Source organism: Paraburkholderia tuberum STM678, from assembly GCF_902833905.1.
GTDB classification, from domain to species: domain Bacteria; phylum Pseudomonadota; class Gammaproteobacteria; order Burkholderiales; family Burkholderiaceae; genus Paraburkholderia; species Paraburkholderia tuberum.
Genome location: NZ_CADFGP010000017.1, coordinates 55,319 through 78,668, shown reverse-complemented (window position 1 = coordinate 78,668; position 23,350 = coordinate 55,319). Strand labels below are relative to the sequence as shown.

The 23,350-nt window shown below is 62.5% G+C and carries 19 protein-coding genes and 2 pseudogenes; 16 read left to right on the top strand and 5 right to left on the bottom strand.

Going from position 1 to position 23,350, the window contains the following annotated elements:
- Positions 1–190 precede the first annotated feature (190 nt).
- From HWY30_RS16940 to HWY30_RS16905, 8 genes are all read left to right on the top strand, one after another.
- Positions 191–1,282, top strand: coding sequence for a MurR/RpiR family transcriptional regulator (locus HWY30_RS16940; protein ID WP_090801543.1), 1,092 nt, complete (start codon positions 191–193; stop codon positions 1,280–1,282).
- A complete protein-coding gene (locus tag HWY30_RS16935) occupies positions 1,279–2,268 on the top strand; it encodes an isoaspartyl peptidase/L-asparaginase family protein (RefSeq protein WP_090801542.1) in 990 nt (329 codons plus the stop codon). The genes HWY30_RS16940 and HWY30_RS16935 overlap by 4 nt, the downstream gene beginning before the upstream one ends.
- 70 nt (positions 2,269–2,338) lie before the next feature.
- Positions 2,339–4,261 (top strand): dipeptide ABC transporter ATP-binding protein, encoded by a 1,923-nt coding sequence (locus tag HWY30_RS16930; RefSeq protein WP_090801540.1) that lies wholly within the window; start codon positions 2,339–2,341, stop codon positions 4,259–4,261.
- Positions 4,262–4,414: 153 nt separating this feature from the next.
- The gene (gene gsiB / locus HWY30_RS16925; protein WP_090801538.1) at positions 4,415–5,977 is read left to right on the top strand and encodes a glutathione ABC transporter substrate-binding protein GsiB; all 1,563 of its coding nucleotides are present in this window, start codon (positions 4,415–4,417) and stop codon (positions 5,975–5,977) included.
- A 127-nt stretch (positions 5,978–6,104) separates the two neighbouring features.
- Positions 6,105–7,025, top strand: a complete 921-nt coding sequence (gene gsiC, locus HWY30_RS16920) for a glutathione ABC transporter permease GsiC (protein ID WP_090801536.1) — start codon at positions 6,105–6,107, stop codon at positions 7,023–7,025.
- A gap of 7 nt (positions 7,026–7,032) precedes the next feature.
- Entirely contained in the window at positions 7,033–7,938 is a 906-nt protein-coding gene (gene gsiD, locus HWY30_RS16915) for a glutathione ABC transporter permease GsiD (protein ID WP_090801535.1), read from the top strand.
- Entirely contained in the window at positions 7,935–9,050 is a 1,116-nt protein-coding gene (locus tag HWY30_RS16910) for a DmpA family aminopeptidase (RefSeq protein ID WP_090801533.1), read from the top strand. Before gsiD ends, HWY30_RS16910 begins: the two co-directional genes overlap by 4 nt.
- Entirely contained in the window at positions 9,047–9,880 is an 834-nt protein-coding gene (locus tag HWY30_RS16905; RefSeq protein ID WP_090801532.1) for a M55 family metallopeptidase, read from the top strand. The genes HWY30_RS16910 and HWY30_RS16905 overlap by 4 nt, the downstream gene beginning before the upstream one ends.
- Before the next feature lie 24 nt (positions 9,881–9,904).
- On the opposite strand, the gene HWY30_RS16900 is transcribed toward HWY30_RS16905, so the two are convergent.
- Entirely contained in the window at positions 9,905–10,798 is an 894-nt protein-coding gene (locus HWY30_RS16900; RefSeq protein ID WP_090801530.1) for an alpha/beta fold hydrolase, read from the bottom strand.
- A gap of 673 nt (positions 10,799–11,471) precedes the next feature.
- Here HWY30_RS16900 and HWY30_RS16895 point away from each other — a divergent pair.
- The 6 genes and pseudogenes from HWY30_RS16895 (at position 11,472) to catB (ending at position 18,207) form a co-directional block, all read left to right on the top strand.
- Positions 11,472–12,737 (top strand): glycosyltransferase family 87 protein, encoded by a 1,266-nt coding sequence (locus tag HWY30_RS16895; RefSeq protein WP_090801527.1) that lies wholly within the window; start codon positions 11,472–11,474, stop codon positions 12,735–12,737.
- 479 nt (positions 12,738–13,216) lie between these two features.
- A pseudogene (locus HWY30_RS43005) lies at positions 13,217–14,109 on the top strand (IS30 family transposase).
- Between the two features lie 53 nt (positions 14,110–14,162).
- Positions 14,163–16,022: a methyl-accepting chemotaxis protein gene (locus tag HWY30_RS42490; protein WP_090801526.1), complete on the top strand. Its 1,860-nt coding sequence runs from the start codon at positions 14,163–14,165 to the stop codon at positions 16,020–16,022.
- A 13-nt stretch (positions 16,023–16,035) separates the two neighbouring features.
- Positions 16,036–16,311 carry a hypothetical protein gene (locus HWY30_RS16880; RefSeq protein ID WP_090801524.1) on the top strand — a complete coding sequence of 92 codons (276 nt, stop codon included), beginning with the start codon at positions 16,036–16,038 and terminating at the stop codon, positions 16,309–16,311.
- A gap of 556 nt (positions 16,312–16,867) precedes the next feature.
- Complete coding sequence (locus HWY30_RS16875; protein WP_090801523.1) at positions 16,868–17,419, top strand: GNAT family N-acetyltransferase; 552 nt, start codon at positions 16,868–16,870, stop codon at positions 17,417–17,419.
- A gap of 146 nt (positions 17,420–17,565) precedes the next feature.
- Positions 17,566–18,207: a type B chloramphenicol O-acetyltransferase gene (gene catB, locus HWY30_RS16870; RefSeq protein ID WP_090801522.1), complete on the top strand. Its 642-nt coding sequence runs from the start codon at positions 17,566–17,568 to the stop codon at positions 18,205–18,207.
- A 97-nt stretch (positions 18,208–18,304) separates the two neighbouring features.
- Here the strand turns inward: catB and HWY30_RS16865 are convergent, their stop codons facing one another.
- On the bottom strand, positions 18,305–18,838 hold the full coding sequence (locus HWY30_RS16865; protein ID WP_090801520.1) for a GNAT family N-acetyltransferase: 534 nt from the start codon (positions 18,836–18,838) through the stop codon (positions 18,305–18,307).
- A 92-nt stretch (positions 18,839–18,930) separates the two neighbouring features.
- A pseudogene (locus HWY30_RS16860) lies at positions 18,931–19,303 on the bottom strand (site-specific integrase); the annotation flags it as partial.
- Between the two features lie 227 nt (positions 19,304–19,530).
- Here HWY30_RS16860 and HWY30_RS16855 point away from each other — a divergent pair.
- Both HWY30_RS16855 and HWY30_RS16850 read left to right on the top strand, forming a co-directional pair.
- Complete coding sequence (locus HWY30_RS16855; RefSeq protein ID WP_090801519.1) at positions 19,531–21,294, top strand: serine hydrolase; 1,764 nt, start codon at positions 19,531–19,533, stop codon at positions 21,292–21,294.
- 251 nt (positions 21,295–21,545) lie between these two features.
- Positions 21,546–22,547 (top strand): hypothetical protein, encoded by a 1,002-nt coding sequence (locus HWY30_RS16850; protein ID WP_090801517.1) that lies wholly within the window; start codon positions 21,546–21,548, stop codon positions 22,545–22,547.
- Between the two features lie 167 nt (positions 22,548–22,714).
- On the opposite strand, the gene HWY30_RS41670 is transcribed toward HWY30_RS16850, so the two are convergent.
- Complete coding sequence (locus HWY30_RS41670) at positions 22,715–23,023, bottom strand: sensor histidine kinase (protein WP_244144927.1); 309 nt, start codon at positions 23,021–23,023, stop codon at positions 22,715–22,717.
- A 39-nt stretch (positions 23,024–23,062) separates the two neighbouring features.
- Positions 23,063–23,281: a histidine kinase gene (locus HWY30_RS41665; protein WP_244144926.1), complete on the bottom strand. Its 219-nt coding sequence runs from the start codon at positions 23,279–23,281 to the stop codon at positions 23,063–23,065.
- Positions 23,282–23,350: the final 69 nt, after the last annotated feature.

Below are 23,350 nucleotides of genomic sequence, written 5' to 3'. Positions count from 1 at the left end.
CCACCCATCGCCCCGATGAAAATGGATTTTCATCGGGGTGCGGCATGGCGTGGATGCCGAACTCCGTTGTCTGAATACCTTCGGTCGGTGAAAACCCTCGAAATAATGAAAATGAATTTTTTTCTGCGCGTGTTTCATGTAAATATAATTTCATCCCGTTCACATAGAACAACCGCGCCTTTCCGCCCGCATGATCCATCACCCGTCCGCCGTGTCGAACTCCGCCGAGCAGGCCATCGCCGCGCGCATCACCGCCGCGATGCCGACGCTCACGCCAATCCACCAGCGCATGGGCGAGTACGTGCTGGCCCATCTGTTCCGCGCGGCGACGATGCGTATCGACGAGCTCGCGAGCGTGGTCGGCGCGTCGGTCGCGAGCGCGAATCGCTTTGCGCGCGCGCTCGGCTTCGACGGTTATCCGCAGTTTCGCGAGGCGCTCGTGCGTGGCTTCGAGGCGACGCTCGCGCCGGTCGAGCGGCTGCGCAGCGCGCAGGAAACGCTCGCGGCCGGTGACGATCTGATCGACGCGTCGCTCGAGCAGGCCGCCAACAATCTGCACGCAACGCGTACGTCGATCGATCGCGCGACCGCCGACGCCGCCGTCGACGCGATCATCGCCGCGCGTCGCGTATTCGTGGTCGGCTTCGGCGCCAGCGCGTTTCTCGCGAGCCTGATGGAGCACGGACTGCTGCCGTATCACGACAACGTGCATTCGCTGGCGCTGAGCGGCGGGCCGTCGCATGCGGCGCGGCACCTCGTGGGTTCGGGCCCGGGCGATCTCGTGATCGGCATCGCGTTTCCGCGCTATGTCGAGGACACGATCGAACTCGCGCGCCGCGCCTCCGAACGCGGCGCACGCGTGCTTGCGCTCACCGACGGTCCGCGCTCGCCGCTCGTGCGGTTCGCGGACCTGTCGCTGTATGTCCGCACCGACCGGCGTCTCGCGTCGAATGCCGATTCGGCCGTGCTCGCGGTCATCGAGGCGTTGTGCGACGCGGTGGCGTATCGCGCGCAACGCTCGGTCAAGGCGGCCGCCGAGGTCAGCGAGTTCGTGCTGCCGTGGCTGTTCGATCCGCAGTCGGGCGCGGCCGGCGCCGCGCAGGAGCCGGCGCGCGCCCTGAGCAAAGCCGCGCGCGCGAAGGCTGCAAGGCTAAAACACAGCGACGGCGCAAAGGCCGACAGCACCCAAGCCGGAAGCACGAAAGCCAGGGATGCCGAAGCAAAAGCCATCACAGCACCCCGCGCTCCCCGAACCACCCGCACTCCACGATCCAAACGATGAACTCCAACGCAGTCATTGCCATTCACGGCGGGGCCGGGACGATCCTGCGCACGTCGATGTCGGCCAGCGCCGAAACCGGATATCACGCGGCGCTCAACGCGGTGCTGAGCGCTGGCCAGCGCGTGCTCGCCGACGGCGGCAGCGCGCTCGACGCGGTCAGCGAAGCGGTGCGGCTGCTCGAAGACTGCGCGCTCTTCAATGCGGGCCACGGCGCGGTCTACACGGCGGCCGGCACGCACGAGCTCGACGCCGCGATCATGGACGGCCGCACGCTCGACGCAGGCGCGATCTGTTGCGTGAAGCGCGTGCGCAATCCGATTCTCGCCGCGCGCCGCGTGCTCGAGCGCAGCGACCACGTGCTGTTCACCGGTGACGGCGCGGAAGCGTTCGCGGCCGCGCAGGGGCTCGAGTTCGTCGACAACGGCTACTTCGATACCGACGCGCGCTATCGCCAATGGCAACTGGCGCGTGAGCAGCAGCGTCCGATGCTCGATCACGACGCCGCGACGCTCGCGTCCACGGCTTCGAGCAACGACGACCCGACGCCGCACGAGCCGATCGATCCGAATCGCAAGTTCGGCACCGTCGGCGCAGTCGCGCTCGACCGCCACGGGCATCTCGCCGCGGCGACCTCGACGGGCGGCGTGACCAACAAGCAGGTGGGCCGCGTCGGCGATACGCCGCTGATCGGCGCGGGCTGCTACGCGGACGACGCGACCTGCGCGGTATCGACCACCGGCGCGGGCGAAATGTTCATGCGCATGGTCGCCGCCTACGACGTCGCCGCGCAGATGGCCTATCGCCAGGTGTCGCTCGAAGAAGCCGCGCACGACGTCGTGATGAACCGCTTGCCGAAGATCGACGGACGCGGCGGCCTCGTCGCCGTCGACGCGCGGGGCAACGTCACGCTGCCGTTCAATACCGAGGGTATGTACCGCGGTTTCGCGCGGCTCGGCGAAGCGCCGGTGACGGCGATCTATCGCTAGCCGCTGAAGCGTGTCGCCACATGCCTGAGGCCCCGTTAGCCGCGTTCGAATTCAAAGCAAAGGAACCACCGTGCCTTCTTCCTCGCACACCGCCAGCCCGCTTGTCGAAACCCTGCCGCCGCAGCGCGTGCTCGCGGTCGACGATCTGACGGTCGCGTTCCGCCGCGGCGACTCGACCTTCAACGCGGTGCGCAATCTGTCGTTCACGGTCGAGCGCGGCGAGACGCTCGCGATCGTCGGCGAATCGGGCTCGGGCAAGTCGGTCACGTCGCTGGCGCTGATGCGGCTGATCGAGCATGGCGGCGGCCGTCTTGCCGGCGGCAGCATCGCCTTCCGGCGGCGCGACGGCAGCGTGCTCGATCTCGCGAAGGCGTCGTCCGGCACGATGCGCACGGTGCGCGGCGCCGACATCGCGATGATCTTCCAGGAGCCGATGACCTCGCTCAATCCGGTCTTCACGGTCGGCGATCAGATCAGCGAGGCGATCGCGCTGCACCAGGGCAAGAGCCGCGAGGCGGCGCGCGCCGAAACCTTGCGTCTGCTCGAGATCGTGCGGATTCCCGAGGCAAGGCGCGTCGCGGCGCGTTACCCGCATCAACTGTCGGGCGGCATGCGCCAGCGCGTGATGATCGCGATGGCGTTGTCGTGCAAGCCCGCGCTGCTGATCGCCGATGAACCGACCACCGCGCTCGACGTGACGATCCAGGCGCAGATCCTGCAACTGATTCGCGGCTTGCAGGACGAGATGAACATGGGCGTGATCTTCATCACGCACGACATGGGCGTGGTTGCGGAAGTGGCCGACCGCGTGCTCGTCATGTATCGCGGCGAGAAGGTCGAGGAGGGCGCGTCGGACACGCTGTTCGCCGCGCCGTCGCATCCGTACACGAAGGCGCTGCTCGCGGCGGTGCCGCGGCTCGGCTCGATGCACGGCACCGATCAGCCCGCGCGCTTTCCGATCCTGAGCGTCGAGCAGGCCGGTGCGAACGGCGCCGATGCCGCGGTGCAGCCGGCGGCGGCTGTCGCCGAAGAAGCGCAGCCGCTGGTGCGCGACGACACGCCGCCGATCCTGCGCGTGCGCGATCTGGTCACGCGCTTTGCGGTCCGTAGCGGCCTGTTCGGCCGTATGACGGGCCGTGTGCATGCGGTCGAAAAAGTCAGCTTCGATCTGCGGCCCGGCGAAACGCTCGCGCTGGTCGGCGAGTCGGGCTGCGGCAAGTCGACCACGGGCCGCTCGCTGCTGAGACTCGTCGAAAGTCAGAGTGGCTCGATCGAATTCGCTGGCAAGGAAATCAGCTCGCTGACCGGGCCCGCGTTGCAGGCGCTGCGCCGCGATATCCAGTTTATTTTCCAGGATCCGTTCGCGTCGTTGAATCCGCGCTTGACCGTCGGCTTCTCGATCATGGAGCCGCTGCTCGTGCATGGCGTCGCGCAGGGTGGACAAGCGCAGGCGCGCGTCGCGTGGCTGCTCGAGAAAGTCGGTTTACCGGCCGAGGCCGCGCGCCGCTATCCGCATGAGTTTTCGGGCGGGCAGCGTCAGCGTATCGCGATTGCTCGCGCGCTCGCGCTGAATCCGAAGGTCGTGATCGCCGACGAATCGGTGTCCGCGCTCGACGTCTCCGTGCAGGCGCAGATCGTCAATCTGATGCTCGACCTGCAGCGCGAGTTCGGCGTCGCGTATCTGTTCATTTCGCACGACATGGCGGTGGTCGAGCGGGTCAGCCATCGCGTCGCGGTGATGTATCTCGGCCAGATCGTCGAGATCGGTCCGCGTCGCGCGGTGTTCGAGGCGCCGCAGCATCCGTACACGAAGAAGCTGATGAGCGCGGTGCCGGTCGCCGATCCCGCGCGCCGTCACGCGCAACGCATGCTCGCCGCCGACGATATTCCGAGCCCGATTCGCGCGCTGCACGACGAGCCGGTCGTCGCGCCGCTCGTCGCGGTGGGACCGGATCATTTCGTCGCGCAGCATCGCGTCGGCGGCGCTTATTGAGCGAAGCGCCGCATCGCATTGAAGCGGAAGACCTGAAGCGCGAGACCCGAAGCATCGGCAATCGAAGCAACAGCAAGAGAAACATCAGCACTTGAAGCCACACCAACCATAACGGCCCTGTCACATCCTTAACTCGCAGCCTGGAGCAATCTCATGAACCTGCTGTTCCCGTCCTCTCCGTTTCGTTTGCGCGCGCTCGTCAGCGGCGGCGCGGTGGTGTTCGCGACGCTCGCGGGCAATCTGGCGCACGCCGAAACGACGGCCGTGATGGCCGTCGCGTCGACCTTCACGTCGCTCGATCCGTACGACGCGAACGACACGCTGTCGCAGGCGGTCGCGAAATCGTTCTATCAGGGGCTGTTCGGCTTCGACAAGGACATGAAGCTCGTCAACGTGCTCGCCGACAGCTATGAGGCGAGCCCCGACGCGCGCGTCTATACGATCAAGCTGCGCCATGGCGTGAAGTTCCAGGACGGCACCGACTTCAATGCGGCCGCGGTGAAGGCGAACTTCGACCGCGTGACCGATCCGGCCAACAAGCTGAAGCGCTACAACATGTTCAGCCGCATCGAGAAAACGGAAGTGGTCGATCCGTACACGGTGCGCGTCACGCTGAAAACGCCGTTCTCGGCGTTCATCAACGTGCTCGCGCATCCGTCTGCGGTGATGATCTCGCCGGACGCGCTGAAGAAGTATGGCAAGGACATCGCGTTTCATCCGGTCGGCACGGGCCCGTTCGAACTCGTGAAGTGGGACCCGGCCGGCGACCTGACCGTGAAGAAGTTCGCCGGCTACTGGAAGAAGGGTTATCCGAAGATCGATGCGATCGACTGGAAGCCGGTCGTCGACAACAACACGCGTGCCGCGCTGATCCGCACCGGCGAAGCGGACTTCGCGTTCCAGGTGCCGTTCGAGCAGGCCGCGCAACTGCAGTCGAGCCCGAAGGTCGATCTGATCGCGGCGCCGTCGATCATCGAGCGCTACATCAGCATGAACATGAACCAGAAGCCGTTCGACAACCCGAAGGTGCGTGAGGCGCTGAATTACGCGGTCAACAAGGAAGCGCTGACGAAGGTCGCGTTCGCCGGGTACGCGACGCCGGCCGACGGCGTCGTGCCGCAGGGCGTCGACTATGCGGTCAAGCTCGGACCCTGGCCGTACGATCCCGCGAAGGCGCGCGAACTGCTGAAGGAAGCGGGCTATCCGAACGGCTTCGAAACGACGCTGTGGTCCGCGTATAACTACTCGACCGCGCAGAAGGTGATCCAGTTCGTGCAGCAGCAGCTCGCGCAGGTCGGCATCAAGGCCAGCGTCGAGGCGCTCGAAGCGGGTCAGCGCGTCGCCAAGGTCGAAAGCGCGCAGGACCCGGCGACCGCGCCGGTGCGGATGTACTACGCGGGCTGGTCGTCGTCGACCGGCGAGGCCGACTGGGCGATCAGCCCGCTGCTCGCGGGCTACTCGATTCCGCCGAAGATGGTCAACACGTCGTACTACAAGAACGACGCGGTCGACAACGATCTGAAGCAGGCGCTCGAAACCACCGACCGCACGCAGAAGGCCGCGCTCTACACCGACGCGCAGAAGCGCATCTGGGCCGACGCGCCGTGGATCTTCCTCGTCAAGGAGAAGGTCGTGTATGCGCGCAGCAAGCGTCTGTCGGGCGCTTACGTCGCGCCGGACGGCTCGTTCAACTTCGACGAGATCGCGATCAAGTGATGAGCTGACGAGGCGGCATGCGCAGGCGGCGGTTCACCCAGCCCGCCGCCGCGCCGCCGCCGCACACGAGTCCTCGTTGCCCGCCTGATTTGCCGCTCATTTGCCGCTCATTTGCCAGATTGGTTTCATGCTGAACTTCCTCGTCAAACGTCTGCTAGGCCTGCTGCCGACGCTCTTCATTGTCGCCGTGCTGGTGTTCCTGTTCGTGCATCTGCTGCCGGGCGATCCGGCGCGGCTCGCCGCCGGTCCTGAAGCGGACGAGGCGACCGTGGCCCTCGTGCGCTCCGACCTCGGGCTCGACAAGCCGCTGCCGCAGCAGTTCGTCCGTTTCTTCTGGCGGATGGCGCATGGCGACTTCGGCGTTTCGACGCGCAGCAAGCGGCCGGTGAGCCAGGAGATTGCGGAACGCTTCTTCCCGACGTTGTGGCTGACGATCGCGAGCATGGTGTGGGCGGTCGTGATCGGCATGGCGATCGGCATCGCCTCGGCGGTGTGGCGCAACCGCTGGCCGGACCGCCTGGGCATGACGCTCGCGGTGTCGGGCATTTCGTTTCCGGCGTTCGCGCTCGGCATGCTGCTGATGCAGATTTTCTCGGTGCAACTCGGCTGGCTGCCGATCGTCGGCGACGGTTCGTGGCGCAGCTACGTGCTGCCGTCGCTGACGCTCGGCGCGGCGGTCGCGGCCGTGATGGCGCGCTTCACGCGGGCCTCGTTCGTCGAGGTGCTGCACGAGGACTTCGTGCGCACCGCGCGTGCGAAGGGCGTGCCCGAGCGGCTCGTGATCATCAAGCACTGCCTGCGCAACGCGCTGATTCCCGTCGTCACGATGATGGGGTTGCAGTTCGGCTTTCTGCTCGGCGGCTCGATCGTCGTCGAAGTGGTGTTCAACTGGCCAGGCCTCGGCCGTTTGCTCGTCGATGCGGTGTCGATGCGCGACTATCCGATCATTCAGGCCGAGGTGCTGTTGTTCTCGCTCGAATTCATCATCATCAACCTGATCGTCGACGTGCTGTACGCGGTGATCAACCCGACCATCCGTTTCAAGTGAGGTCCGCATGAGCACCACTGCCACCGGGCCGAATGCGGCCACTCCCGCTGCCGTCGAACGCGCGATCCGCACACCGTGGAGCGAGTTCTGGCGCAAGTTTCGCAAGCAGCATGTCGCGCTGGCCGCCGGCGTGTTCGTGCTGCTGCTGATCGTGGTCGCGATCATCGCGCCGCATATCGTGCCGTACGATCCCGAGAACTTCTTCGACTACGACGCGCTGAACGCGGGGCCGTCGGCCGCGCACTGGTTCGGCGTCGATTCGCTGGGCCGCGATATCTTCAGCCGCATCCTCGTCGGCTCGCGCATTTCGCTCGAGGCAGGCTTTCTGTCCGTGGCGATCGGCGCGGTGATCGGCACGTTCTTCGGTCTGCTTGCCGGTTACTACGAGGGCTGGTGGGATCGCATCACAATGCGCGTGGCCGACGTGCTGTTCGCGTTCCCCGGCATTTTGCTCGCGATCGGCGTGGTCGCGATTCTCGGCAACGGCATGATCAACGTGATCTGCGCCGTGGCGATCTTCAGCATTCCGGCGTTCGCGCGGCTCGTGCGCGGCAATACGCTGATGCTCAAGCAGCTCACCTATGTCGAGGCGGCGCGCAGCATCGGCGCGTCGGACTGGACGATCATGGCGCGGCACATTCTGCCGGGCACGATTTCGTCGGTCGTCGTGTATCTGACGATGCGCATCGGCACGTCGATCATCACGGCGGCGAGCCTGTCGTTTCTCGGCTTGGGCGCGCAGCCGCCGACGCCCGAGTGGGGCGCGATGCTCAACGAAGCTCGCGCCGACATGGTGACCGCGCCGCATATCGCGCTGTTTCCGAGCCTCGCTATCTTCCTGACCGTGCTCGCGTTCAATCTGCTCGGCGACGGTCTGCGCGATGCGCTCGATCCGAAGCTGGATCGGCCATGAGCATGAGCAACCATCATTCGGCCGAGCGCGCGCCGCATCTCGGCACGTTGCCGGCCGGAGCGCTCGGCACGATCGCCGACGTGGACGGCGTCAGCGTCGGTCATTGCACGCTTGCCGAAGGCGCGCTGCAAACCGGCGTGACCGTGATCCGGCCGCATCGCGGCGATCCGTTCGTCGACAAGGTGCCGGCCGCCGCGTCGGTGATCAACGGCTTCGGCAAGAGCATCGGGCTCGTGCAGCTCGACGAACTCGGCACGCTGGAGACGCCGATCGCGCTGACCAACACCTTCGGCGTCGGTACGGTCGCGCAGGCGCAGATCCGCGCGGCGATTCGCGCGAATCCGCGCATCGGCCGCGAATGGCCGACGCTCAATCCGCTCGTGTTCGAATGCAACGACGGCTACCTGAACGACATTCAGGCGCTTGCCCTGACCGAACAGCATTTCAACGAAGCATTCGACGCGGCAAGCGCCGATGTCGCGAGCGGTGCGCTCGGCGCGGGGCGCGGCATGTCGTGTTTCGATCTGAAGGGCGGCATCGGCACTGCGTCGCGCGTGTTCAGTGCGGCGGGCCGCGACTACACCGTTGGCGCGCTCGTGCTGGCCAACTTCGGCCGTCTGCCGATGCTGACGATCGACGGCACGCCGCTCGGGCGCATGCTGGCCGAACGCGCGGCCGTCGTTGAGGCGTCGAATGCTGCCAGTGCCGCTGCTAATGCGACCCCCGACCAACCCGAGCAAGGCTCGATCATCATGATCGTCGCGACCGATGCGCCGCTCGACGCGCGCCAGCTGAAACGCCTGTCGTTGCGCGCGGCGGCCGGTCTCGCGCGCACCGGCTCGGTGTACGGCCACGGCAGCGGCGATATCGCGCTGGCGTTTTCGACCGCGTACACGGTGCCGCACGGCGCGGACTTCGTCGCGCTGCCGCCGCTGGTCGCGGATCACTGTATGGACCCGCTGTTTCGCGCCTGCGCCGACAGCGTCGAGCAGGCGATCGTCGATGCATTGTGGAGCGCCGAGTCGGTCACCGGTCGCGACGGCCATCGGCGGCTGTCGCTGCGCGACAGCGTGCCGGATCTTGCCCACCTGCTGAGGAATTCCGCGCGATGAAAGTCCTGATCTCCACCGACATCGAAGGCATCGCCGGCGTGTTCCATGCCGAGCAGACCCGCGCGGGCAACGGCGAATACGAAGCCGCGCGACGCTGGATGACGCTCGAAGCTAACGCGGCCGTCGAAGGCGCGTTCGCGGGCGGCGCGACCGACGTGTGGGTCAATGATTCGCACGGCGGCTTTCGCAACCTGCTGCCCGATCTGCTCGATCCGCGCGCCCAGCTCGTGCTCGGCAAGCCGCGCACGCTCGGCATGATGGCCGGGCTCGAATACGGTGCGGCGCTGGTCTTCATGCTCGGCTATCACGCGAAGGCGCAAACGCGCGGCATCCTCGCGCACACGATCAACAGCTTCGCGTTCGCGCGCGTGGCGTTCAACGGCGTGGAGCTGGGCGAAGCGGGGCTGTACGGTGCGCTCGCCGAAGAATATGGCGCGCGTGTGGTGCTTTTATCGGGTGACGACGTGTTCGCCGAGGAAACCGCGTCGCGTTTTCCCGGCGCGCGTTTCGTCGTCACGAAGACCGCAACCGGGCAAGCAAGCGGCGTCACGCAGTCGCCTGCGAGCGTGCGCGAGGCGCTGCGGGCCGCCGCGCGCGACGTGGTCCGTCAGCATGTCGAAGCGGGCCGCGCGCCTGCCGCGACGCGCGCGGAGCCGCGAACGATCGACTGCGAACTGCGCGTGCAAACGAGCGGGCTCGCCGATCTGTTCTGCCAATGGCCGACGCTTACGCGCGTCGATGGCGTGACGTTGCGCTTCAGTGCGGCGTCGGCCGAGCATGCGGTGCGGATGCTGAACTGTCTGTCGGCGATGTCGTTCATGCTGCGCTGAGCCGCGCGGCGTCGAGCCGCCGGCTTACTGCTGCTGCCGGCTCAACTCGCGCGCCGCGTGATCGATCGCCTCCGCCACCGCCCCGGCGTGCGACACCGGCGCGAGATGGCTCGACGCGACCGGCACCACCTTCGCGCCGATGCGCGCGGCGATCATTCTCTGCAGATCGGGCGACACCGCGTGGTCTTTCGTCGTCAGCACGTACCACGATGGTTTGTCCTTCCAGCCGACCTGATCGACCGGTTCGTCGAATGCGCTCGCGGCGATCGGCACCTGCGCGGCGGCGAGCACGCGTGCGACGGTCTCGGGCACGTCGGCGGCGAGATCGGCGTGATAGCGCGCGCGGTCGATCCACAAAAACCCGTTCGCGTCCTTGCTGATGCTCTGGCCGGCCGGCATCGGCCCGCCGGCCTTCATCACGTCCATCGCCGATTCGTGCAGTTGCGGCGCAAGCGCGGCGACATACACGAGCCCGGCGACGTTCGGCGCATTCGCGGCGACCTCGGTGATCACGACGCCGCCCCACGAGTGCCCGACCAGCAGCACCGGACCGTTCTCGCGATCGAGCACGCGGCGGGTCGCGGCGACGTCGTCGGCGAGCGAGGTCAGCGGGTTCTGCACCGAGCTCACGTGATAACCCTTTTGCTGCAGCTTCGCGACCACGCCGTTCCAGCTCGATCCGTCGACGAACGCGCCATGCACGAGCACGATGTTGCGCACCGGGCCGCCGAGCGCGGCGGCAGGCGGCTTGCTGGCAGTAGCGGGGGCAGGCGCTGGCGTAGGCTGGCCGCTTGCCTGCGACGCGGCGTCATCGGCCGGTTGCTGGGCGGCGGGCACCGTCTGCGCGAGCGCGGACGTACTGACGCCCGCGAAACAGAGGCACAACGCGGCGGCGCAAAGCAGACGTTTGGGCAACATAGTGAAGCTCCGCGGCGTGAAAAGTGGACTTCGGCAACATACCCGGGCGCGATCCCCGTGACAATCACAATCCGCGCGCTTAAGTGCGGCGCAGAACGAAGCGGGCGGCTCCGAATGTCAGAGGAATATCGGTCGGGTAAAGTTAGCGGTTTCGCCAGACCGGACCGTACGGTCAGCCGTGCAATCTGCCACAGCGCTGCCTTCGACAGCGTTCCACGCCCAGCGGCGACATGCGGCGAACACAGGGGCGCTGACGCCGGGCTTGTCGATCTCGGTGTGGCTGGTGCCGGCATGGCTCGTGCTGATGTGGGGCGGCTACGTGATCAAGCGACGCCGCGAGGTTGCGCGCGCTGGCATGGGGGGCCGCGAGCCGATAAGCGCCGATCGGCGCGACGCGTGGTATTCCGCGGCGAACACGGCGATTCGCCGCCGACGAACGATCTTCGCGCGCCGAGGTTCCCGACATTGGTCGGTCTCGTGTGGGCGAGCGCACAGATCGATTTTTGCGAATCGGTAATCTCTGTCCGGTCGTCCGGCACGAAACCGGCATGGCTGGCCATGCCGGCCATCCCCGGACCATACCGGCGACATGGTCTGCTGGTACGCCCCCGCTAGCGCGGGTCTCATGGGCGCAGCAACTCCCACGTTGATTGACGTACCGCGGAGAGACACCATGTTCAACGCAGGCGCCGTACGGACCAGGTCGAACTTCGGCGCGGGTGCCGCGCTCCTTTTGCTGATTGCGGTAGCCTGCCTCGCGCTGCGTATGCTGCACGTCGTCGCGAAGTTTCGTGGCAACGTCCCTGACGCCTTCGGCGATTTCAATTTCTACCTGTACGCCTTCAACGTCGTGCTGCATGACCCGGCGCGCCTGTACGATCACGACGCGCTCATCGCGTTTTTGCAGGGCATCGGCGCGCGCTCGACGGGCGACGACATCTTCTACGCCTACCCGCCGCAGTTCGCGCTGGTGTTTGCGCCGCTCGCGCTGCTGACGCCGCTCGCCGCGAAAATCGTCTGGGCGAGTGCGTCGATCGTGTTGTTCTCGGTGGCTTTGTATCTCGTCGTCACGATGGCGTACCGCGGCACGGAGCGCAGCGTGAATCTGCTGCTGGTGGCGGTCGCGCTGCTGAGCTTTCCGCTCGTCGAAGATACCTACGACGGCCAATCGAACGAACTGCTGTTCTTCCTGTTGATTGCGACTTTCGCGCTGATCGAGCGTGGCAAAGGTTATGCCGCTGGACTCTTTCTTGGCTTTGCGATCGCGATCAAGCTCACGCCCGTGGCCGTCGCCGGCCTGCTGTTGCTGCGTCGCGAATGGCGGACGTTCGTGATGGCGAGCGTCGTTGCGATTGCGTTGACGTTGATCACCGGAGCGCGCCTCGGCTTCGACGTTTTGTGGCACTACTTCGTGTCGGACATGCCGCGCCTGAACGGCATGGCACTGGCGATGAGCGGTGGGGGCGCGCCGATGAACAATGCCGTGAGGGGCGCTCTGCAGACGCTATCGGCGACGATCGGCATGCCGGTGTCCGGTACGTTGCTGTCGATTGCTTCGCATGCGTTGGTGCTGGCTGCTTGCCTGCTGTCCGCGTATCTGGTGTTTCGCCGCCATCGGGACAGCCGCATCGACTACGCGCTCGCGTCGATGACGATGCTCGTGGCTTATCCGATCCTCGAGCCGATCCACATGGTGCTCGCGTTGATCCCGTTGCTGATTTTGCTGGGGACCGCCTTCGAAGCGCGCGGCGGGCAGCTGTCGGCGCTCGGTCCGAGACTGGAAATGCTGCTGGCCGCGATCGTCGTAGTCTTGCTGTTCTTTGCGGCGCGATTCGTGTCCTACACGGTCGCGGCGCTGATCATTTACGGGCTCTGTGTCGCAAGGTACTTTCCACCGTCGGGAGTGAGGCGGCGAGGGCGTGCTTACCAGCCTGGATGAATGATCCCGGTGTGGCTAAAGGGTTCGTGATGGGAGATGCGACTGGCGATGTCTTCCTGACGATTGGGAATCGGGAAGATTGTTTGATGGCAGGGCCGGAATGAAAAACCCCCTGCTATCGCTTTGCTTGAGCGGGTTTGAGGAATTTTGCCGGTACGGATACCACCAAAAATACCACCGGGCGTGCGTATTTGCCGGAATGAGCGAGCGAAAGCTTATCGGCGAACCGGGCATATTACAGTCGGGCGAGTTCGACCCGTTCCAGCCCTTCGGCGAATTTTTGAGAACGTCTTCATCCCATTCAAAAGCGGCCGTTCCGGCTCGCTCAAAGGGGCGAGGCCCGACTTGGGCCGATCAATGGTCGGTCCCGCCCGGACGATCCGTGGCCGAGTGTGGCGAGGATGGCATTGGTGAGTTCGAGCATCGCCGAATGATATTCCGCGGGCAAGCATTTGAGTGCGGAAGAACGCGCGGCGATCATGATTGAAAATCGAAAGGGCGGCAGCATAAGAACTATTGCAGGGCTGCTGGGGCGCAGCGCTTCGACGTCGTCGGCGCTGTGTGCGGCCGCGCAAGTTGATCGAAGGCAGCGCGCTTTATCGGCATGTGCATGATCGCTTGATCTACTGGCGCTGGTCGTCGCAGCAAATCGCTGCGAAACTGCGGGCCATGTATCCAGACGACCCAAGTCAGCACGTCAGCCACGAGACGGTCTACGCTGCCATTTACACCTATGCACGTGGCTCGCTGAAACCGGCCATGATCGCAGCCTTGCGCCAGGAAAAACCGGCGCGCGGAAATCGGCGCACGACGCTTGCTGGCGGCAGCTATGTTCCCGAGGATTTGCGCATCCAATATCGCCCCGAGCAGATCGAGCAACGGTTGTTGCCGGGGCACTGGGAGGGCGACTTCATCGAGGGTGCGTTTAATCGTTCCGCCGTGGGCACGCTGGTCGAACGCAAGACGCGCTTCGTGATTCTGTGCCGCATGGATGGCTGTACGGCCAAGGATGCGCTGGAAGGCTTCTCGCGGCAAATGAAGAAGTTGCCGGCCTTTCTTCGCGAGAGCCCGCCCTACGATCGGGGAATGGAAATGGCCTGCCATGTCGAGCCTCTCCAGGCGGCTCAATATCGATATCTGGTTTGCTGATCCGCACGCGCCCTGGCAGCGCCGCAGCAATGAGAACAGCAACGGCTTGCTGCGTCAGTTTCTGCCAAAGGGCACGGGCCTTTCGACGCTCTCGCAGACCCAACTCAATGACATCGCCAAATTGCTCAACGGGCGGCCTCGCCAGACGCTCGGCTGGGACTCCCCCGAGGAAGCAATGGCTAAAGAGTTAGAGAAAGCCGGATTAGCTAAACGTTGCACTTGACTCTTGAGACCGCCAAGAGTCCTGCCGTAGCAAGGCTCACCAGTGCGTCCGTCATGGCGATCGCGAAACGTTCAGAAACTCTTAAGTATTGTGCAGTTCAGTCGATAACCGGTAAACGAATGTTGCATGAACGTTATTCCATGCAACATATGATGTCAACCGGTCCTACGGAGAAAAACATGGGAGTACGGACACTGAACGCCAATCTGCGGGCCATGATGGCCTTATTGATTCTCGGCCTTCTGGCGGTCGCAGGTACCGAGTCAGGGCTCAACAGGATGTCACTAATGGAGGGACGCAAAGTCGCCCTGCAACAAGAGGTCGAGACTGCAATGAGCGCCGCTGAGCGCTGGAAGCAGCTCGCTGATTCAGGCGCCATCTCGCAGTCGGACGCGAAATCCAATGCAATTTCGGAGCTTAGGGCGATGCGATATGGTGCCGATGGCAGCGGTTATTTTGGAATCTACGACTCGAACGCGGTCAGAATCCTGAATCCGACAAACCCAAAACTCGAGAATCAGAGCGCCGCCGGCTCGACTGATCCGAACGGGAAGCACGTCGCACTCGAGGTCATAAGAAGCAATGACCCCGGAGCGAATCACCTGACGCAGTATCAATGGCCACATCCCGGGCAGACGAAACCGGTTGATAAGCTGGTGTACAGCGCCTATCTGCCGACGTGGGACTGGCATGTATATACAGGTGCCTACGTTGACGATATTGACACAACGTTTGAACGCGACCTGATAAAAGGCTTGGCTTCCGTAATTTTAGTTGGTTTCTTGCTGTCGGGAGTCATGCTGCTACTCATCCGCAGCGTGAGTCGCTCACTTGGTGGAGACCCCGCAGTTGCAGCGGCTGTCGCACAGGAAATTGCGAGAGGTAATCTCCTGGTCGACGTCAAGGTACCGTTCTCGGGTGGCGTTAGTCTCATGAGCTCGCTCGCTGAAATGCGGGACAGGCTGACGGCCATCGTGCAGGGCATCAAGACCTCCAGCGAGTCGATCTCGGTCGCCGCAGGCGAAATCGCGCAGGGCACCACCGATCTGTCGCAGCGCACGGAAGAGCAGGCCGCATCCCTCGAGGAAACCGCCTCGAGCATGGAAGAGCTGACGGCAACGGTCCGCCAGAACGCCGACAACGCGAAGCAGGCGACCGCGCTGGCCAGTACGGCGTCGGGTATCGCGCAACGCGGCGGGGAAGTGATCGGACGCGTGGTCGAGACGATGCACGGGATCTCCGACAGCTCAGCCAAGGTGACCGAGATCATCAGCGTGATTGAAGGCATCGCGTTCCAGACCAACATCCTCGCGCTCAATGCCGCGGTCGAGGCGGCCCGCGCCGGCGAACAGGGGCGGGGTTTTGCCGTCGTGGCCGGCGAGGTCCGCACGCTCGCTCAGCGCAGCGCCACGGCGGCCAAAGAGATTAAGGAGTTGATCGGCGAATCGGTGACCCGGGTAGATGCCGGCTCGAAGCTCGTTGAGGAAGCTGGTAGCACGATTAAGGAAATTGTTCAGTCGGTGCAGCGCGTGACCGACATCATGAGCGAGATCGCGGCAGCATCGGAAGAACAGAGCACCGGCATCGGGCAGGTCAATACGGCCGTCACCCAGATGGACGAGGCGACCCAGCAGAACGCCGCGCTGGTCGAGGAAGCCTCGGCAGCGGCGCAATCGATGGCCCAGCAGGCCCAAGGGTTGCGTGACGCAGTGGCCGTCTTCAAGGTCGACGACGGGAGGGCATCCGCGTCACGAGTGATTGCCCCGCCGAGCGAACCGCGTCGGCCGGCACCGAAGGTTCTCACGTCCCATCCTGCCGCGTTGACAAGGCGAGAGACGGCGCCCCTCACTACCCCGAAGAGGAACACACTGGCTTCGTCCGGCACCAGTGCTGAGGACTGGCAGGCATTCTGAGCGGATCTGAAAATTGGACCATGCGAACGACGCATTCGAACGAATCAGCAGGCTCGTGACCGCCAACACGAAGACAGTGAGCGCGCTTGTCGCGCGGGCGATGGTCCTGGGCAGGTTTCTCGATGCAGCCTTGCCCCACCTGACGACGTTACAGCGCGCCGGGATCGCCGGGTCATTCTGGCAGGGCATTGAAGAGGCCATGTCACTGATGGACGATGTGCCCCTGCCCGCCGACTCCTCTCAAGTTCCGGCGTGGCCCTCTGAAGCCGGAATCTTTAGCCGACCCTAACCCGGTCGACTTTTTTCGACCGCATCGGTCCGCATGAGCGCATGCACACGAGCGAACCGCGCGTTGGTGTGAGAAGCGATAACCATTTTTGTCTGGAAGTGACTTCCAGCGATACCCAAACCGCTTTAGCGGCTAACTCGCCATTGCGGAAGCACTGGCATGGCGAGAAGCACAGGGACGGCTGTTCCAGCGGACGGCGCTATCGGCCAGAATGGCCATCGAAATCTGAGCCGCCGCGCACAGTGCTTGAAAATGAAGCCGGCTCGTCCGACGAATCGTCAGTCGCCTTTGCTTCGCCAAGTGGCGACTCGTCGCTCATCAGCAGACGTTCGCCATTCGACTGCGAAGGAGCGTTCGTGGCCGAACCTTGCCAATCGTTGTGCGATCGACAAGTGCCGTGTCATCACCGGCAGCACGCGACCCGTAAGCGACAGAGGTAAATCGCGAAAGTGGCTGCACAAAGGCTGTGCCGCCACGCGGTTCGATGCGTGCGGTTGTTGGCTCTCGGCCCACATGTTCTAATGGGGTCATCTATTTCCGGTGCCCCGCCCCCGTCATGCCATTATTCGAGCCCGTCACGCTGACTACCCCACGCCTCGTTCTGCGGCCGCTTCGTCATGAAGACGCGCAACCACTGTTCGCGATCTGGTCGGACGCGGATGCGATGCGCTATTTTTCGTTTCCGGCGATGACGTCCCTGGATCAGGCAACGGATCGAGTCGCACGTAAATTGAAGACGTCAGCTGGCGGCCAGGACTTCATCTGTGCAGTCGAGTTGCAGACAACCGGCGAAGTGCTCGGTGATTGCGCTCTCTTTCATGCAGACGAGCAATGCCGACGCGCGGAGATAGGCTTTGGTCTGCAACGCAAGCATTGGGGAAACGGATATATGAGTGAGGCGGTTTCCGCGCTGATCGAGCACGCGTTCGGCACGCTGAATTTACGCCGGATTGAGGCGGATATCGACCCACGAAATGTAGCCTCGGCGCTTCTTCTCGAACGGCTCGGATTTGTCCGCGAAGGGTTGTTGCGTGATCGCTGGATAGTTGGCGATGAGGTGTCGGATAGCGCGCTGTACGGGCTGCTCGAAAGTGATCGTCGGGCGTAGATGGCCACTCGCTGACGCCAGGATGTGAACTTGACGCTGCGCCGTGAGCGACCGGAATTCTCTCTGATTGTCGCGAATTTACGCAGCGGCTCGTAACCTGCGTGCTCGAACGATAAACGCGCCCCAGACTACAGCGTGGTCCCTTGATGAAGAATTACTTCGACAGCCCCTTCAAGGGGAAGCCGCTTTCAGAGCAGGTAACCAATCCCAACATCATCGTGGGGCGTTACAGCTACTACTCTGGCTACTATCACGGACACTCCTTTGATGACTGTGCACGCTACCTGTTGCCAGACCGCACAGGTGTCGACCGGCTGATCATCGGTAGCTTCTGCTCTATCGGAAGTGGTGCGACGTTCATGATGGCGGGCAACCAGGGGCACCGGAACGATTGGGTAACCACATTTCCCTTCTTCTACATGACGGAAGAACCGGCGTTTGCTGACGCCTGCGATGCATTCGAACCCGCCGGCGATACGGTTGTCGGGAATGACGTCTGGATCGGTTCCGAAGCGATGATCATGCCAGGTGTTCACATCGGTCACGGTGCCGTGATCGGGAGTTGCGCCGTTGTCACGAAGGACGTTGAACCCTATACGATCATCGGAGGGAATCCGGCAAAGCCGATCCGAAAGCGCTTTTCGGACGATGAGATCGGGATGCTCCTCGAGATGAACTGGTGGGACTGGCCGCTGGACGAGATCGGCAAGTCGATGAAGTTGCTCTGTGCCACGGATATCGCAGCATTGTATGAACGCTGGAGCAGTTCATCGTTATCGGGTCGCTAATACTCGCGTCGACCGACACGCATGCAGTTGACGATCTGGGCGTTGACCTTGACTGACCGATCTTGCCCGACGGAAGCCAGTCCACAGGCAGAATCGCCTATACCTCGCTTGCGACTGGCCGGCGAGGAATTCTGTAAACCACAGACTTGTACTTTGGCGTCGCGCGGCTTTCCACAATGACGCCGCCTAGCGATTCGGCGATGCGCCGGCTGGGACGGTTCTCTTCGGCAACCGGATAGGTAAAGCTTTCACAACCAATGGTTCGCGTTGCCCAGTGTGCAACAAGGGTCACAGCTTCACAACCAAACCCATTTCGATGACGATCTTCACGAATCCAGATACCGAGTTCCGGGCTCTCGGTGCGGACGCGGTGAAGCCCGGCTAACCCAAGGAAACTCCCGTCGGCGCGTTGACGTATCGCGAACACATAGTCTGACCCATCGTCAATCGACGGCACCCAGGACCGCCAAACACCATCAAAATCCTGCCGGGATGCAGGCGGCTCCCGCGCCATGTGACGGGTGAGCGAAGGGGTGATGAACGAGAACGCAGCATCCGCGTCGTTGGCCGAGAACGGTTTGATCAAGAGCCGGGTTGATTCAATTTGGATTTCTGTCGGCCGCAGCATCATCTCAAGTCTTCCGTCGAGGTTTGTCTATATTCACCGATTGTCGACGAATCAGAAACGTGTGTCGAATGTCTCATCCTGACCGGACAGCGTGCGTGTATTCGCCCCGGGACCAGGAAATCTGAAGGACACAGAGCTGCTGCCTTGATCCAGCTTCCCACGCTATGCCGCGTTTGCTCGGTGATCTCGAATTGCACCGGCCGCTGCGTTTTCTGTTGCATAACGGTCGCCCGGGGCGCTACGTGTGCCCAGACAGACATCGCGGACTCGAAGTTTTGTCAGGTCGCACGCTCGAAGTTTGCTGTCGATCGCCAGATTGCACATCGCCAGATCACGGGTTTTCGCCCCCAATTGCAGGCGAATCCGAATGGCCCAAATCTCCTTGAGCTTCAGCGGCGACTTCTGCCCGGTTAGCTTGTCATTGTTCCACGGCACGCGCGGCACGTTGCCGACGATGATCGCGTCCATTTCGACTCTCCTTTCAAGTGAAGAGAAAATCAGTCTGCGCCAACCTCGATGGGCGATACCCGACCCGCAAGGGTCGTTCAATTTTCTCCATAACGGCCGTTCGTTCAGGAACGCAGTCGTGGCATTAGCGATTCACTAATCGAATGCTTTTTATTGTTCCCTGTAGAATTTCTTGCGGTTTTTGACTTGCTCCAGTCTTCACTGACCTTCGAATCAAAGGACGGTAGATGCTAAGCGATCTGGGCGATTTCGACGATTACATAGAAGCACAGGTGCATGAATGGAATGCACCCGGCATAGGCGTCTGTATTGTGAAAGACGAAAAAGTCATCTTCACGAGAGGCTACGGTTATCGTGACTATGCAAACAGACTGCCGTTTTTATCGTCAACTTTGTTTCCTATCGCATCGAACACCAAGTTATTTACGGCCATTGCCGCCGGAATTCTAGTCGAAAAGGGCGTGCTGACCTTCGATCAGCCGATCCGCGATGTTGTCCCGAGTTTGCGCTTTTACGACAAGTCGCTCGATGCCGCGGTGACACTACGCGATATGCTCGGTCATCGTACCGGCGTGCCCCGGTACGACATGATCCTGCATAGAGCCGAGTTCTCAAAGAAGGAACTATTCGACCGGATCCGATTCATGAAGCCTATCGCTCCATTTCGATCGAAGCTTATCTACAACAATATGATGTACGAGGCTGTGGGCCACATCATCGAGTTGCTAAGCGGCAAGTCGTGGGATCAATTCGTCCGCGACGAGGTTCTGAGTCCTGTGGGTATGCCCCAGACTGCTTTCACCATTGCCGACATGCTGGCTCATCCGAATCACGCGGTACCGTTCACGGAGAGGCGCGATAGTGAGGCGCTCTGGCAGACACCGTATCCGGAGTTGAACTGGTCGAGTCCAGCGGGGAGCATCGTCTCTAGCCTCGATGATATGAGTCGCTGGCTGGCCGTGTTGATAAACAACGGGGTGATGGCCGGAAAGAAGGTGATTCCGGAGCAGATACTGCAGGCTACTTTGGCGCCTGGGCTCGCATTTCCGGACCCGCTGGGCGACGTCCTTGGTTTTGAGCCGGAGATTAATTCAATCTATGGGATGGGCCGGCAAACCTCTTCGTATCGGGGACATCTGCTTGCGAGTCATGGCGGCGATCTCCGCGCCTTCCATTCGCAGGTCTCGTATTTACCGAGCGAGAAATTGGGCGTAGTCGTGTTCGTGATCGGGGACCACTGCTCGATGCTGCGAAATGCCGTCGGCTACAACGTCTACGACCGCCTGCTGGGACTGGGTGAGTCGAGTTCGATGGACGCATTGCGCGAGTTCCATTTGAAAGCAAAGCAGAACATGCGCGAGTCGCGCGAACGGGTAAGGCCAAGCGCAATTCCAGACACGCGGCCCTCACACGATCTCGCAGACTACGTGGGTCGCTACGAGCATCCTGCCTACGGGCAACTACATATCTCGCTCAACGATTTCCAGCTTCAGTTTCGTTTCCGTCAAACGAAGCTGCCATTGCATCATTACCACTACGACCGGTTCGATACCGACGATGACGAGGCCGAAGGCGCGTGGTCCATGTCGTTTCTGACCAGTCCACTCGGCGATATCGACCGCGTCAGTTTGTGGCTCGACGCGACGGATGCCGTGTTCGTCCGGATTCCGGACGCGCCTGCGCCAGGTGTGCTCAAGCAGCTTACCGGCACGTACCAGGCTGCTTTCGGCGCCAGGTGCGCGATCAAGCTGCGGCGCGACAACCAGCTCATGCTGCACTTTCCAGAGGCTCCTGCGGAAGTTTTAACTCCGCTCAAGGGTCTTCAGTTTCGCAACCCGAAATGGCCACAAAGGACATTCGAGTTCGTGATGGAAAACGGGCGCGTGGCCGCATTGAGGCACTGGAACTCGGTCGCCGAGTTCGTTTTGACTCGGGTCGAGAATGCTGATTCCGCCGATACGATGGAGCATGAAGAGCCGATCGCCGATTAAACCGCGCGGCCCATCATCATCGACAGGAGCTGTATTGGGGAATGCACTGGCGGGTGAGATCGGGAGGGCGCGTTCGAGCTGACTTCCGCTTAAGGCATCCGGCTCATGTCGACCCACAAAAGAAGGTCGCGTTGATTGGACCCAGACACCCAACCAAATGCCTCACGCAGAACCCTGCCGCCTGTCCGACCGTCATAAATGCTTGGTCAACGATTCGTAACGTTCGCCGCCAGAGTGATGGAGCCCACACGATGACAATAGCTGCAAGTCCGATTGATCCGATCGCCGCCATTCTTGACGCTTTCAAATCCCACGATGTCGTCGCGCTTTGCGACGGCGGCCACGGCTGTGAGCAAGCATATGCTTTTCGGGTTTCGCTGATCCGGGACCCGCGATTTGCTTACATCGTGAACGACATCGTAGTTGAAAGTGGCAATTCTCTTTATCAGGAGATGATGGACCGGTTCGTTGCGGGGGATGACGTACCCGAAAATCAACTCCGCCAAGCTTGGCAAAACACTACGCAGCCCCACGATGTGTGGGATCGTCCTGTCTTTGAAGGGCTTTTTCGTGAAGTCCGCGATGTGAATGCCTCGCTCCCTAAAGACCGTCAGATTCGCGTCTTGTTAGGCGATCCGCCGATAGATTGGTCGAAAATCAATAGCGCCGACGATCTCGATAAGGCTTGGAACGCCATGGGCGACCGCAACACCTGTGCGGTTGAAATTATCCAACGTGAAGTGCTGGCCAGGCAGCGCCGCGCTTTGGTCGTCTATGGCGGCATGCACCTTTTGCGCAAGAACCTGTACTGGCAATTGAAATTCCCAGAGAAGGCAGAGCAACGATTCAACCCGTTGCCGAATACCATCGTTTCGTTGCTGGAAAGCCAAGGCGTCAAAGTCTATTCTGTTTGGACCCCGGTGTTTGGTGATCCGGCGACTTTACAGTCCGACGTCAGCTCCTGGCTGACGCCAAGTCTTGCGCTCATTTTCGGCACTCCGCTCGGAGAGGCGAGCTTTCGATCGTATTATCCGCACGCCATGTTCACTAGGCACGACGACGTCATGGTGGAGATATATGTCGATCCTGTCCGCTCTCCTGTGATGCAGGAGCAGTTCGACGCCATCCTTTATCTTGGGCCGCCTTCCGAGTTAACCTGGAGTGAACTCTCTCCCGCGCTGTCCTCTGATCCGGCATACATCAAAATGCGGTCAGACAGGCTCGCATGGGCCCGCATTGGCGACGGTCGCTAACGCGCCGATGGCTGTTAGCCGATCCACTATCCATATCACGCCCCGAGTCAGCTTTTTGAGTACAGCGGCCGTTCGACGCACGGGACCGACTCGGCGAGCGATCTGGAATGGCATGACGAAGCGCAACAAGCTCCGGCGTGAAACTCCGGGGCGCAAGGCCGTTCCGGTCAGAGCACGTGCGACGGAAAACGGGGGATCTGGACCGTGAAGGTCGTCCTGCCGTCTTTCGACCGGGCCTGTATGGTGCCGTTGTGCGCATGTGCGATGCACCGGCTGATGTAAAGGCCCAGGCCCATACTCGAGGAGGGTCCGCTTTGCCTCGGCGGGCGGCTGGCCCGTGTCGATGGATCAAAGAGCATCGGCAGGGCGGCCGCTGGTATCGGGTTGCCTTCGTTCGACACGACGAGAGTCAACTGCCCACCATGACCGAGAGCATCCACGCTTATATTCCCTGCACCGTGCTGGACTGCGTTCACAAGCAGGTTGATCAGCAGTTGGCCGATGCGGGCGCGGTCTCACTTGCCGGCAGTCTCGCCCGTCACGCGCACGTCGATCCGTGCATCCGGATACGAAGCGCGTACCTCATCTGCCGCATCGTTGCAGATACGCCCGATGTCCCGCGACGTGAAGTCCACTGGAAGCGCGTCACCCAGGCGGGTATGCGTGAAGACGAGAAGATCGTCAATCATCCGCTTCATGCGCACGGCGCCGCGTTGCGCGATCGCCACTGACATGGACGGATTTGCGGTGGCGCGGCAACCGAACGCGACGCTCGGTCCAGCGACGAAAACTGGCCGAACTCG